This window comes from Xanthomonas sp. NCPPB 901, from assembly GCF_056725085.1.
In genome coordinates this window covers 3,699,665-3,712,926 of the sequence record NZ_CM161511.1, presented here as the reverse complement: position 1 = coordinate 3,712,926, position 13,262 = coordinate 3,699,665, and the positions used below count along the sequence as shown (strand labels likewise).

Here is a 13,262-nt window from a genome sequence, read left to right as displayed (position 1 = left end):
ATGGCGTGGGGATCAGAACGGCCGTGTTGCGTTCGTCGCACTTACTGCGGTTGCGTGGCGACGCAGCGGTCCAATGCGGTCTTGAGGTCCCGCATCGCCTGGTCGACGCCCAGGTCGACGAAAAAGGCACCGGCCCCCTTGAGGGCGAGTTTGGCCTGGTTCGCCCCCGGCGGCCGCTCCAGGCGCAGGCGAAAGCCGCTGCGGTTCGTTTCGGGGAAGTCGCCCGATTCCAGGATGCCCTGCGCCGGGTCGTCGCGGGTGATCTTGGGCCAGGAGCTGCTGGTCTCGGACAGGGTGGCGATGCTGGACTCGGCGCAGTCGAACAGGCGCTGGTTGGGCAGGTCGGCCGGTACGCTGAGGACCGCCGAGGCCATGGGCGTCCTGTGGGCGGCAGCGGGCAGGCTGCATGCGCTGGCGAGGAGCGCCAGGCCGGCGAATTGGGCGATGCGGCGCCATCGCGTCATGGGGACGTTCCTTGCGTGGGCGGCGGCGAGCTTCCTGCTCGGCACACTAGAAGGCCGAATGCGCCTTGTATCGTTGCGCCGTCAGCGCCGTGCGCGGCGCCAGGCGATCAGCGCCACTGCGGCTAAGGCGGTGACAGTACCGACCGCAGCGACCTGCGCCGCGCGCTTGGTGCGTTGTTCGCGCAGGCGCAGCGCTTCGTCGCCTACTTCGGCTTCGGCCAGCGGTGAGCGGTACACGCTATGCGCGGCGGCGCGGCCGGAGATGGCGGCGCGGCGTGCCGGCGGGGTGGGGGCGCTGTCGGTGGCGGTATCGTCCACGGCGTGGGCGGTGCGGGTGGTCATGGCGGTTAGCATCCTCGGCGCTGCGTTCATGCGTGTCTGTCGATCGAGCGGTCGGTTTGGGACAGGCCGCTCCATCTTTCCAAGCACCACGTTAACGCGGTGCGGGGGAAAAGTAATGTGCAGGCGCTGCGGCATGGCGCCGTGCCAGGCAAGCGCTCGGATGCGGCACGTCGGCTGCGTGCGTGGGTTGCCAGCGGTGTGGTGCGTACAGGCGGCCGTTCAGCGCCAGCTCCGGCACGTCGGCCATGGCGTGGCCGATCGAGCGGCCCGCGCCGCCGTGTCGGGGGCGGGAACACTTGAACGGGCGCCATGCCCGCGATCGCCTCCACGCCCGCAGTTCGGCCAGTTTGGCGATAATGCCGGCCTGTTCCGTCAGGATCGCCGCATGACCGCTCTTACCGAACGTTACGCGCGCGCCGTGGACTACGCGCGCATCGCCCACGCCGGCCAGTTCCGCAAGGGCGGCACGGTGCCGTATCTGAGCCACGTGCTGGGCGTGTCGACGCTGGTGCTGGAGGCCGGCGGCGACGAGGAGCAGGCGATCGCGGCGCTGCTGCACGATGTGGTGGAGGATTGCGGCGCCGGCCACGAGGCGGTGATCCGCGCGCAGTTCGGCGAGGCGGTGGCGGACATGGTGATGGCCTGTACCGATGCCACGGCCGAGCGCAAGGCCGCGCAGACCGACGTGCCGGCCAAACGCCGCGACTGGCGCATCCGCAAGCAGGCGTATCTGGCGCATCTTGCCGAGGCGCCGGACGCGGTGCTGCTGGTGTCGGCCTGCGACAAGCTCTACAACGCGCGCAGCATCGTCGCCGACCTGGAAGACCCCGAGGTCGGCACGGCGGTGTTCGATCGCTTCACTGCCGGCCGCGACGGTACGCTGTGGTACTACCAGGCGCTGCATGCGATCTACGCCGAGCGCGGCGTGGCGGTGTTGCGCGCTTTCACCAGCGCGGTGACGCGGATGCAGACACTGGCTGCGCGCGACGAGGACACCGACACGCTGGCGGCGCCTGCGTTGGGCTAAGCCTATCTCAGCGGCTGCGGCGCGCCATTCGTGCGCCGACGGCGGGCCGTACACGCCGCAGCGTAGCCGCCGCGACGCGCCCATGCCGGCCGACCGGCTAAGCTTGCGCGCTCCTTTGCGTTGCCGGTCCTGCCCATGTCCACGCCTTCCGCTTCCGCCGCTTCCGGCTTCGTGCGCGTCCGCGGCGCGCGCGAGCACAACCTCAAGGACGTGGACGTGGAGCTGCCGCGCGATGCGCTGGTGGTGTTCACCGGGGTGTCCGGCTCGGGCAAGTCGTCGCTGGCGTTCGGCACGCTGTTCGCCGAGGCGCAGCGCCGCTACCTGGATTCGATCTCGCCGTATGCGCGGCGCCTGATCGACCAGGCCGGCGTGGCCGACGTGGACGCCATCGACGGCCTGCCGCCGGCGGTGGCGCTGCAGCAGCATCGCGGCGCGCCGAGCACGCGTTCGTCGGTGGGCAGCGTCACCACCATCTCCAACTCGCTGCGCATGCTGTACTCGCGCGCCGGCACATATCCGCCGGGGCAGGGCATCATCCACGCCGACGGTTTCTCGCCGAACACACCGGCCGGCGCCTGCCCCACCTGCCACGGGCTGGGACGCATCTACGACGCCACCGAGGCGTCGATGGTGCCGGACCGTTCGCTGAGCATCCGCGAGCGCGCGGTGGCGGCGTGGCCGCCGGCCTGGCATGGGCAGAACCTGCGCGACATCCTCACCACGCTCGGCCACGATGTCGACGTGCCGTGGGCGAAGCTGCCGAAGAAGACCCGCGACTGGATCCTGTACACCGACGAGCAGCCGACCGTTCCGGTGTATCCCGGCTTCAGCCTGGCCGAGACCCAGCGCGCGCTCAAGCGCAAGCAGGAGCCGGCGTACATGGGTACCTTCAGCAGCGCGCGTCGCTACGTGCTGCACACCTTCGCCAGCACGCAAAGCGCGCTGATCAAGAAGCGCGTGGCCCAGTACCTGATCAGCACCGCTTGCCCCAGCTGCGACGGCAAGCGGCTGCGCCGCGAGGCGCTGGCGGTGACCTTCGCCGGCCTGGACATCGGCGCACTGTCGCAGCGCCCGCTCGGCGAGGTGGCCGACCTGTTGCGGCCCGCGGCGGAAGGCCGCATGCAGGGCCGTTCGCGACATCCGGAGCAGGCGCTGGCCGCGCAGCGCATCGCCCAGGATCTGCTGGCGCGGATCCAGGTGGTGGAGGCGCTGGGGCTGGGCTACCTGACGCTGGAGCGCAGCACGCCGACGCTGTCGCCCGGCGAGCTGCAGCGGCTGCGCCTGGCCACGCAGATCCGTTCGCAACTGTTCGGCGTGGTCTACGTGATGGACGAGCCGTCGGCGGGCCTGCATCCGGCCGACACGCAGGCGCTGCTGGGCGCGTTGGACCAGCTCAAGGGCGCGGGCAATTCGCTGTTCGTGGTGGAGCACGAGATCGACGTGATCCGTCATGCCGACTGGATCGTCGATGTCGGCCCCGGTGCCGGCGAACACGGCGGGCAGGTGCTGTACAGCGGTCCGCCTGCGGGACTGGCGCAGGTGCAGGCCTCGTCCACGCGCCGCTACCTGTTCGCCGAGCCGCAGGCCGCCGCGCATGCGCCGCGCATGCCCGAGGGCTGGCTGCAGTTGCGCGAGGTCAGCCGCAACAACGTGGTCGCGCTGGACGTGGACATCCCGTTGGGCGTGTTCACCACCGTCACCGGTGTGTCCGGCTCGGGCAAGTCCTCGCTGGTCAGCCAGGCGCTGGTGGAGTTGCTGGGCACGCAATTGGGGCAAGCGCCGGCCGAGGCGGAGGAAGAACTGGATCCGCTGGAGCGCGGCGCGCGCGTCGCCACCGATGGCTACATCGCCGATGGCCTGCAGCATGTGCGACGGTTGGTGCAGGTGGACCAGGCGCCGATCGGGCGCACGCCGCGCTCCAACCTGGCGACCTACACCGGCCTGTTCGACCACGTGCGCAAGCGCTTTGCCGCCACCCCGGCGGCGCGCAAGCGCAAGTACGACGCGGGGCGCTTTTCGTTCAACGTGGCCAAGGGCCGCTGCGACACCTGCGAAGGCGAGGGCGCGGTGAGCGTGGAATTGCTGTTCATGCCCAGCGTGTATGCGCCGTGCCCGACCTGTCATGGCGCACGCTACAACGCCAAGACGCTGGAGATCGAACTGCACGGCCATAACATCGCGCAGGTGCTGCGCATGACCGTGGCGCAGGCGCTGGACTTCTTCGCCGACGACGCGGCGATCGCGCGGCCGCTGCAGGTGCTGGTGGATGTGGGCCTGGGTTATCTGCGGCTGGGCCAGCCGGCCACCGAGCTGTCCGGCGGCGAGGCGCAGCGCATCAAGCTGGCCACCGAACTGCAGCGCGCGCAGCGCCGTGGGACGGTGTACGTATTGGACGAGCCCACCACCGGCCTGCATCCGGCCGACGTGGACACGCTGTTGCGGCAGTTGCACGGGCTGGTGGAGGCGGGCAACACGGTGGTGGCGGTGGAGCACGACATGCGCGTGGCCGCGGCCAGCGACTGGATCATCGACATGGGGCCGGGAGCGGGCGGGGCGGGTGGCAAGGTGGTTGCAGCCGGTGTGCCGGAAGCGGTGGCAGCGCAGGCGGACAGTCGCACGGCGCCGTTCCTGGCGGCGGAGTTGGTGGGGTGATGGCCGATGCGCGATTGCCCATGGCCTTTGCCTGGTCCGATGCCACGAGGCGTATGCAGGATCAACTGTCATACCGCGACGAACAAGGCCTTCCGTGTCCCTGACCTAGTGAGGCGTCGGGACTGAAGTCCCTGCCACAGTGCACCCAGGCAACGCAGCGCAGGTTTCTGCAGGAGCGGCTCCGGATGGCCGCAAGGCCACGTAGAATCGCTCCCACATGAGGCCTCATGTCGCATCGATCATCGGCACCTCAACCCACGTTGCCGCGGCCGCCGACGCTGCTGAACACGCTGCCGGTGGTGAAGCTGGATTCCTGCGAGGCGAGCAGCACGTAGATCGGGGCGATCTCCGCCGGCTGCCCGGGGCGGCCGGTGGGGCCGTCGGCGCCGAAGGTCTTGAGCTTGTCCATGAACTGCCCGCCGCTGGGCTGCAGCGGCGTCCAGTACGGCCCCGGCGCGACCGCGTTGACGCGGATGCCCTTGGGCGCCAGTTGCTTGGCCAGGCTCTTGGTGAAGCTGACGATGCCGCCCTTGGTGGTGGCGTAGTCGAGCAGCGATTCGGGCGGATCGTCGGCGACGATCGAGGCGGTGTTGATGATCGCCGCGCCCGCCGGCAGGTGCGGCAAGGCGGCACGGGTCACCCAGAACAGCGCGTAGAGGTTGGTCTTGAGCGTGTCGTCCAGTTGCTGGTCGTCGATGTCCAGCAGGGATTTTTGCGCGGTCTGGCGCGCGGCGTTGTTGACCAGGATGTCCAGGCCGCCGAGCTGTTGCACCGCCTGCGCGACCAGTTGCTTGCAGAATGCGGCATCGCGCAGGTCGCCGGGGATGGCCACCGCCTTGCGCCCGGCCGCGCGGATCAGCGCGACCACCTCGCGCGCGTCGGGTTCTTCCTGCGGCAGGTAGTTGATCGCCACGTCCGCGCCCTCGCGGGCGAAGGCGATCGCCGCGGCGCGGCCGATGCCCGAGTCGCCGCCGGTGACCAGCGCCTTGCGCCCGGTCAGGCGCCCGGAGCCGACATAGCTGCGCTCGCCATGGTCGGGCACCGGCACCATCTTCGAGGCCAGTCCAGGCCATTCCTGCTTCGGCGTATCGAACGGCGGGCGCGAGTACTGCGTGCGCGGGTTCTGCATCGGCGGGCGGGCGGCGCCGGTGCCGGTGGCGCCCGCGGGCTGCGCGCTGGCGCCGGCAGACATGGCCAGTGCGCCGCCGGCGGCCAGGCCGCTGCCGAGGGCGCCGAGCGCGCGACGGCGGCCGGCGGAGTGGTCGGGATCGTGATCGTGCATGGCGCGGCTCCTGATAGGGGGGAGGACGCGGTGGCGCGCTTCGCGGGCGCCGCCGGTGCGGCGTCGTCTGCGCATGCGATGGATCGAGCGCGCGCAGCGCGAGGTCGCGGCAGACGACGTCCCCATCTGAGCGTTGCGCGCGGCAGCAGCGCGTGAGCGCGCAGTGCCGATGACGTGAAGCGCCGGCTGGGTGTCTGCCGCTCAGACTGCGATGGCGGCCATCGCGGTCGCCATCGTCACCCGCCGCGCTGCCGATCAGCCAAGCAGTTCGAAACTGGCCGACAGCCCCGGCGCTTGCGCCGAAGGCGCCACCCACAGGTCGAACTGCCCCGGCTCCACCGTCGGCTTGAGCGCCTGGCCAATAAACAGCAGGTCCTCGCGGCGCAGCACGAATTCCACGCTGGCGCTGCCACCGGCCGGTACCGCGACCTTGCGGAAATCCTTCAGCTCGCGCACCGGGCGGGTGATGCTGGCGCTGCGGTCGCGCACGTACAGCTGCACCACTTCCTCGGCGTCGCGCTGGCCGCGGTTGTGGATGCGCGCGGCGATCTTCAGCGTGCCGCCGGCGGCCAGCCGCGGCGCACTCAAGGTCAGCTCGCCGTACTCGATGCGGCCATAGGTGAGGCCATGGCCGAACGGGAACAGCGCGGTGTTGGAGACCGTGCGGTAGTGGGTGGTGAACGGGGTCAGCGCGTTCGGGCGCGGATCCGGGCGGCCGGTGGGCTTGTGCGCGTAGTAGTACGGCGACTGCCCCGATTCGTGCGGGAAGCTCACCGGCAGGCGCCCGGAGGGGCCGTGCACGCCGAACAGGATGTCGGCCAGGGCCGGGCCGGAGGCCGAGCCGAGGAACCAGCTGACCAGGATCGCGGGCGCGTCCAGCACCGCGCCGTCCAGCACCAGTGCGCGGCCATTGCTGAGCACCACCACCACCGGCGTGCCGGTGGCCGCCACCGCCGCCAGCAGCGACTGCTGCACGCCGGGGATGACGATCTCGGTGCGCGACTGCGCTTCGCCGGAGTAGCGCAGCGGTTCGCCGATCGCCAGGATCGCCACGTCGGCGGCGGTCGCCGCCGCCACCGCGGCCTGCACGCCGCCCGGCAATGCATGCTCGAACGCGCAGCCTTCCACCACCTGCAACGTGGTCGGATCGGCCAGTTGCGCGCGCAGCGCGGTGGCCAGGTCGTTGCCGCTGTCGTCGCCGCCGAACAAGGTCCATGGGCCGGCGCTGTCCACCCAGTTGTTGGCCATCGGCCCGATCAGCGCGATGCGCTGGCCCTGGCGCTTGAGCGGCAGCAGCTCGCCCTCGTTCTTCAGCAGCACCACCGATTTGCGCGCGGCCTCGTGCGCCAGCGCCAGCGTCTCCGGGCGCCGCTGCCGCGCCTGCGCGCGCTCGGGCACGATGCGCAGGAACGGATCGTCGAACAGGCCCAGCGCGGCCTTGAAGCGCAGCACGCGGCGCACCGCAGCGTCCAGCCGCGCCATCGGCACCGCGCCGGCGGCGACCAGGCCGGGCAGGTGCTGCAGGTATAGCCCGCTCTGCATGCTGATATCCACCCCGGCCAGGAACGCCAGCCGCGCCGCGTCGCGCGCATCGCGGGCGTAGCCGTGCGCGACCAGTTCGAGGTCGCCGGTGTAGTCGGACACCACCAGGCCGCTGTAGTTCCATTCGCCGCGCAGCACCTGGCTCAACAGCCAGGTATTGGCGGTGGCAGGAACGCCGGACAACTCGTTGAAGGAGGCCATGGTGGTCACCGCGCCGGCCGCGAACGCGGACTGGAACGGCGGGAAATACACCTCGCGCAGGGTGCGTTCGGAGATGTCGACGGTGTTGTAGTCCAGGCCGGCCTCGGCGGCGCCGTAGGCGGCGAAGTGCTTGGCGCAGGCGGCCAATGCGTCGGCGTGGTCGATGCCCTCGCCCTGGAAGCCGCGCACGCGTGCTTCGGCGAAACGCCGGCCCAGCAGCACGTCCTCGCCGCTGCCTTCCACGCCGCGGCCCCAGCGCGCATCGCGGGCGATGTCGACCATCGGTGCGAAGGTCCAGTCGATGCCGACCGCGCTGGCCTCCAGCGCGGCGGCGCGCGCGGTGCGCTGCGCCAGCTCCGGCTCGAAGCTGGCGGCTTCGCCCAGCGGCACCGGGAACACGGTGGTGAAGCCGTGGATCACGTCGGCGGCGAACAGTAGCGGGATCTGCAGCCGGCTCTCCAGCGCGGCCTGTTGCAGCTGCTGGTGCCAGCGCACGTTGGAGCCGTTGAAGATGCCGGTCAGGCGCCCGGCGCGCGCGGCAGCCAACTGGCCCTCGGCGGTGGGCCGCACGCTGACCGGGTTGGCCGCGGCGGCCGCGTCGGTCTGCTGCGCCGAACCGAACAGGGTCAGTTGCCCGGCCTTTTCTTCCGGCGTCATCCGCGCGATCAGCGCATCGATGAAGGCCGGTGTCTTCGCCGACGCACGCGGCAGGGCCAGACCCATCGGCACCTGCGACAGCAACGCGAACGAACCGGCGCCGAGCAACAGCCCGCGCCGCGTGGTACGAAACGCCATAGCAAAGCTCCCCTTCCGCCCTGCGGTAACGCTACCCCATGGCGCTCGGAAAGCTGTGACGCAGTGCACGATGGTGGGCAGGCCGATGCGTCCTGCAGTCGGGGCTGAAGCGCCTCCCACAATGCCTCTCTCTGCGTCTTTAGGAGCGGCGTCAGCCGCGACGGGCGTGACCGATCAAGTACGGTCACGCCGATTCGACATGTCTTGCGCATCGCCCAGCACTGAACCGCTCAGCCTGCGTCCGCCCGCCGGCTCGCGCGGTGAGACCGGCACTGGCTACCCTGGTGCACCGCCCTTCTCGGAGCCCCCATGAGCCGACGTTCCGGCAGCGCCGATCTGCCCCTGCACGGTGGCCGTGTGCCGCACTGGCTGGGCGAGCGGATGACCCGGCTCGGTGCGGTGATGTGCCAGGCCATCGTGCACAGTTACGGCCGCGACGAGCTGCTGCGGCGGCTGGCGCATCCGTTCTGGTTCCAGTCGCTGGGCGCGGTGATGGGCATGGACTGGCATTCCTCCGGCATCACCACCAGCGTGCTGGGTGCGCTCAAGCGCGGCCTGGCGCCGCTGTCCGGCGAACTGGGCATCCATGTCTGCGGCGGCCGCGGGCGGCATTCGCGGGCCACGCCGGACGAACTGCAGGCGGTGGGCGAGCGCACCGGTCTGGACGGTGCGGACCTGGCGCGGGTCAGCCGCCTGGTAGCCAAGGTCGACAGCGCCGCGGTGCAGGATGGTTTCGATTTGTATCTGCACGGCTTCATCGTCAGCGACGACGGGCGCTGGGTGGTGGTGCAGCAGGGCATGCACGGCGCGCGCAAGCAGGCGCGGCGCTACCACTGGCTGTCTGAGGGCCTGAGCAGCTTCGTCGACGCGCCGCATGCGGCGATCGACGGCCCGCGCCAGGGCCGCATCGTCAATCTCGCCGATCATCGCGCCGCGGCGGCGCGGGCGGCGCAGGTGGACCTGCTGCAGACGCTGGCGCCGGAGCGTATCGCCCGCGAATACGCCGCGCTGGAGGCCGCGCAGACACCGGTGGCGGCTGCGCCGGCCCGCGCCACGCCGCGTTGTGGCGACACCGCCTCGGCCGCCGATGCCTTGTTCGCGGAGACCGGCGACCTGTTCGCGCCGGCCGCCGCCGCGCTGCCCGAGCGCCGGCCCGCCGACCTGCCGCATCTGTCGCTGCCCGACCATCACGACGTGCGCGGCAGCGACGTCGTGGTGCGGCGGCTGCATGGCGCGCTGGCCGCTGCCGCCGACTGCGGACCGCGCGACTTCGCCGACCTGCTGCAGGTGCCGGGCGTCGGCGCGCGCACCGTGCGCGCACTGGCGCTGGTCGCCGAGGTGCTGCACGGCGCGCCGTGCCGTTTCAGCGATCCGGCGCGGTTCTCGCTGGCCCACGGCGGCAAGGACCGCCATCCGTTCCCGGTGCCGACACGGGTCTACGACCACACCATCAGCGTGCTCAAGACCGCCGTGGCGCAAGCCAAGCTGGGCCGCGAGGAGAAGCTGCAGGCGATCCGCCGCCTGGACGCGCAAGCGCGCCTGCTCGAACCGACCGCGCGCGGTCCATCGGTGGAGGACTACATCGCCGAGGAGCGCGCGCAGTCGCACGCCTTTGGCGGGCGCAGCGTGTTCGGCTGGGAGCCGGCGCCGGCGCCGGCGGCTGTCGCAGAGCGGGGCGCCGCACGCGCAACTTGAGGAGCGCTCCAACGCGCTGCGTTCGCCGCACCTGAGCAGGTGTGGGTGGTCCTGCAGAAGCGGCATCAGGGCACCGCTGATGACGCCGGGACGTGTGCTGTAGGAGCGGCTTCAGCCGCGACGGGCTGTACCGGGAAGGCTTGTCGCGGCGGAAGCCGCTTGTGTCAAATGAGAGTCTATCGTTGTAAGTGAGAGCGGAGTGCGGCAGGCCGTTTAGCCGCAGTGCCAGCAAGCACGAGTAGGAGTCAGCGCCGCCGCACCCCGTATCTCCTGCCTCATCAGCCCGAACAGTTGCCCGAGTCGCGAGCTCGAACTCCACAAGCATGGGCATCGGCAGGAGTGCTCTCGTTCCTGAGTCTACTGCGGAGAACGTCTATGCGGCGCTATGTCGGGATCGATGTATCCAAGGCCGAACTGGTCATTCATGTCCTGCCGGACGAGCAGGCCTGGACCCAACCCAATACGCCACAGGGGCAGCGTGTGCTGGCCCAACGCCTGGTGGAGCTGGGCTGCGAGCGGATCTTGCTGGAAGCCAGTGGCGGCTACGAACATGCCGTGCTGCGGGTGCTCCGAGAGGCGGCCCTGCCGGCAGTGCGGATGGCCGCCGATCGTCCGCGCAAGCTAGCCCAAGCCTTGGGCCTGCAGGCCAAGACCGACGCCCTGGACGCGCGCCTGCTGGCCATCGCCGCCCAGCACATCCCGACCACGCCCACGACCGTGGTGCCCGAGCACCAGCAGTCTCTTCGCGAACTGTTGGACCTGCGTGCCACCCTGGTGGGCCAGCGCGATGCCCATCGGCGGCGCCTGGAACACATCACCAGCGCCAAGGTGCAACACCGCTGCCGAGAGGTGATCGCCCTGCTGAACCAGCAGATCCAGACATTGACGCAGGAGATCGAGCAGCAGGGCAAGACCTGCTCGAGCTTGCCCAAGGTACCTGGGCTCGGCACGATCCTGCGCGCAGTGCTGGCCGCGCGGTTGCCAGAGCTGGGCACGCTGCCGCCACGCAAGCTCGCCGCCCTGGTCGGGCTGGCCCCGTTCAATCACGACAGCGGCTGCTGGAAAGGCCAACGTCGCATCAAAGGCGGCCGTGCCGACGTGCGAGGCGTGCTGTACATGGCCACCTGGGCCAGCATCCGCGCCAAATCCCCCTTGGCCAACACCTACGCGCGCTTGCGCGCGGCCGGCAAGCCGGCCAAGGTCGCCATCGTCGCCTGCATGCACAAGTTCCTGCGCTGGCTCAATGCCATCGCGCGCGATCAGGCACCGTACGCTCCTCCGGTTATCGCTGGGGCATGACAGTTGACTCCTACAGGAACGCTGCATCCGGCGTGAGCGTGGCGGATGCAGGTGATTGGAAATGCCCTTCAGACGCGATGGGCGTTCGCGGTGGAGCCTGTCGCGGCCGAAGCCGTTTCTACAAGGCGCTGTTGTGGTCGATGGGGATGCCGGTGAGCGCGTGCCGAGGGGGCGGCTGGAGCAGGGGCGGGATCTCTTGTCTCCCATGGGGCGCTGGCTCGCCCGGGCTGGACCGCGCTTGCCGTCGCCTTCGCTTGCGCTCCGCCTCGGCGCTGCGCCCCGCGGTCCGCCCGTTCGACGGTTCGCCCGTATCATGGCAGCCACGGCGCACTGCGTCGGTGGCCCCAAACGACGCGTACGCCGAAGGACGTTCCTCCCAGCATGTGGTCCGACATCAGCAACTTCGGCGACGCGGCGATGACGCTGCCGCTGGCGCTCGTCTGCGCCCTGTGGCTGGCATTGGGTGGCGGCGGTTGGCGCGCCGCCGGCACCTGGCTGGGCCTGCTGGCGACCGCCGCGGTCCTGGTCGGGGCGACCAAGATTCTCTACGCCGGCTGCGGCGTGGAGTTGCGCGCGCTGCAGTTCCGGGTGATCAGCGGGCACACGATGCTTGCTGCCTGCGTGTGGCCGATGGCGTGCATGCTGTGCCTGCGCGCCCGCCCGCGGCCGCGATTGGCGGTCGCCTGCGGGTTCGCCATCGCCAGCGTGATCGCCGTCGCCCGCGTCTACGCGCAGGCGCACAGCCTGTCCGAGGTCGTGGCCGGCGTGCTCGTCGGGGCCGTGACCACGATCTGCTATCTGCAATGGCGCGGCGCGCCGCAGCTGCCGGCGCGCCTGCGCCTCTACGCCCTCGTTTCGGTGGCGCTGGTGTGCGCGCTGCTGTACGGACGCCACGTGCCGATCCAGCACGCCATCCAGACCTACTCGCCGGCGCTGTGCGGTCGCGACGGCTGATCGCGCCCTCGCCGGCGTGCAGGCCTATGCACGTGCGCTTCGCCTGTCGTATGCCTGCTCTTGACCTGCGCATTGCTACACCCGGTGCCGATGGCCGTCGTGGCCGCTTTCAGGAGATGCAACGATGCCGGAGCAATCCACCACCACCCGCGCGCGTCGCGCAAAACGCGAGGGCAAGGCCGACTCCACCCAGGCCGGCGAGTTCGTGCGCGAGGAAATCGATCGCGTGCGCGACGGCAAGACGCAGGTGAAGTCGACCAAGCAGGCGATCGCCATCGGCCTGTCCAAGGCGCGCCGGGCCGGGGTCAAGACCGGCGCCTCGAAGACGGCGTCGAAGGCCACCAAGAAGAAGGTCGCGCAGGAGGAAGCCAAGGGCGGCAAGCCGGCCAAGCCGTCGCCGACGCGTTCGCGCGGCGCCAAGAAGGCGCTCAAGACCGCCAGCAAGGGCAAGACGGCGCGGCAGACCGTGGGCAGCGAGGCGCTGTCGACCCAGACCAAGCGCGCGGCGAAGAAGCGTAGCGCCAGTAGCCGCTCGGCGGCCGCGAAGAAGGCCGCACAGAGCAAGGGCACGACGGTGCGCAAGGCCGCGGCGAAGAAGGCGGCGCAGACCCGGGCGAAAAAGGCCGGCACGCGCACGTCCGCCGCGAAGCAGCGCGCCGCCAAGACCGCGTCGGCCCGGAAGACGACGGCCAACAAGGCCGCAAGCAAGACCGTTTCGGCAAAGAAGACGGCGACGAACAGGACGGCGTCGAAGAAGGTCGCATCGAAGAAGGTCGCATCGAAGAAGGCTGCGTCGAAGAAGGCCGCGTCGAAGAAGACGGCATCCAAGCGAGCGACGGCCAGGAAGACGCCAGCGAAGAAGAGCGCCACGCGCGCGAGCAGCAAGCGCGCCAGCAAGACGACGTCCGCGCGCAAGGGCAGTCCGCGCACCCGCGCCTAGCCGCCATATGCCGCGCCGTGGCGCATGCCGGGCACCTCTCATCGCGCAGGGACGTGCCGTGTGGGAGCG

General features: G+C 70.7%; 9 protein-coding genes and 1 pseudogene. 6 read left to right on the top strand and 4 right to left on the bottom strand.

Features of this window, described 5'->3' with window-relative positions; genetic code table 11:
• Positions 1–41 precede the first annotated feature (41 nt).
• Together AC1PME_RS15560 and AC1PME_RS15555 are read right to left on the bottom strand one after the other, a co-directional pair.
• On the bottom strand, positions 42–374 hold the full coding sequence (locus tag AC1PME_RS15560) for a hypothetical protein (RefSeq protein ID WP_481096371.1): 333 nt from the start codon (positions 372–374) through the stop codon (positions 42–44).
• Between the two features lie 171 nt (positions 375–545).
• Positions 546–806, bottom strand: a complete 261-nt coding sequence (locus tag AC1PME_RS15555; protein WP_481096370.1) for a hypothetical protein — start codon at positions 804–806, stop codon at positions 546–548.
• A 385-nt stretch (positions 807–1,191) separates the two neighbouring features.
• Between AC1PME_RS15555 and AC1PME_RS15550 the strand changes: the two genes are divergently transcribed.
• Both AC1PME_RS15550 and AC1PME_RS15545 read left to right on the top strand, forming a co-directional pair.
• Positions 1,192–1,833, top strand: coding sequence for an HD domain-containing protein (locus AC1PME_RS15550; protein ID WP_481096369.1), 642 nt, complete (start codon positions 1,192–1,194; stop codon positions 1,831–1,833).
• A gap of 135 nt (positions 1,834–1,968) precedes the next feature.
• Positions 1,969–4,485, top strand: coding sequence for an excinuclease ABC subunit UvrA (locus AC1PME_RS15545; RefSeq protein ID WP_481096368.1), 2,517 nt, complete (start codon positions 1,969–1,971; stop codon positions 4,483–4,485).
• 250 nt (positions 4,486–4,735) lie between these two features.
• On the opposite strand, the gene AC1PME_RS15540 is transcribed toward AC1PME_RS15545, so the two are convergent.
• Together AC1PME_RS15540 and AC1PME_RS15535 are read right to left on the bottom strand one after the other, a co-directional pair.
• Positions 4,736–5,614 carry an SDR family oxidoreductase gene (locus tag AC1PME_RS15540; protein WP_481098129.1) on the bottom strand — a complete coding sequence of 293 codons (879 nt, stop codon included), beginning with the start codon at positions 5,612–5,614 and terminating at the stop codon, positions 4,736–4,738.
• Positions 5,615–6,022: 408 nt separating this feature from the next.
• Entirely contained in the window at positions 6,023–8,305 is a 2,283-nt protein-coding gene (locus AC1PME_RS15535; protein ID WP_481096367.1) for a glycoside hydrolase family 3 N-terminal domain-containing protein, read from the bottom strand.
• Between the two features lie 309 nt (positions 8,306–8,614).
• Here AC1PME_RS15535 and AC1PME_RS15530 point away from each other — a divergent pair, with 309 nt between their 5' ends.
• The 4 genes and pseudogenes from AC1PME_RS15530 to AC1PME_RS15515 all read left to right on the top strand — a co-directional run.
• The gene (locus AC1PME_RS15530) at positions 8,615–10,000 is read left to right on the top strand and encodes a DUF763 domain-containing protein (protein WP_481096366.1); all 1,386 of its coding nucleotides are present in this window, start codon (positions 8,615–8,617) and stop codon (positions 9,998–10,000) included.
• Positions 10,001–10,375: 375 nt separating this feature from the next.
• On the top strand, positions 10,376–11,299 hold the full coding sequence (locus AC1PME_RS15525; RefSeq protein WP_254460678.1) for an IS110 family transposase: 924 nt from the start codon (positions 10,376–10,378) through the stop codon (positions 11,297–11,299).
• A gap of 381 nt (positions 11,300–11,680) precedes the next feature.
• Positions 11,681–12,253 (top strand): phosphatase PAP2 family protein, encoded by a 573-nt coding sequence (locus AC1PME_RS15520; RefSeq protein ID WP_481096365.1) that lies wholly within the window; start codon positions 11,681–11,683, stop codon positions 12,251–12,253.
• A 124-nt stretch (positions 12,254–12,377) separates the two neighbouring features.
• Positions 12,378–12,872: pseudogene (locus tag AC1PME_RS15515) on the top strand (DUF6496 domain-containing protein); the annotation flags it as partial.
• Positions 12,873–13,262: the final 390 nt, after the last annotated feature.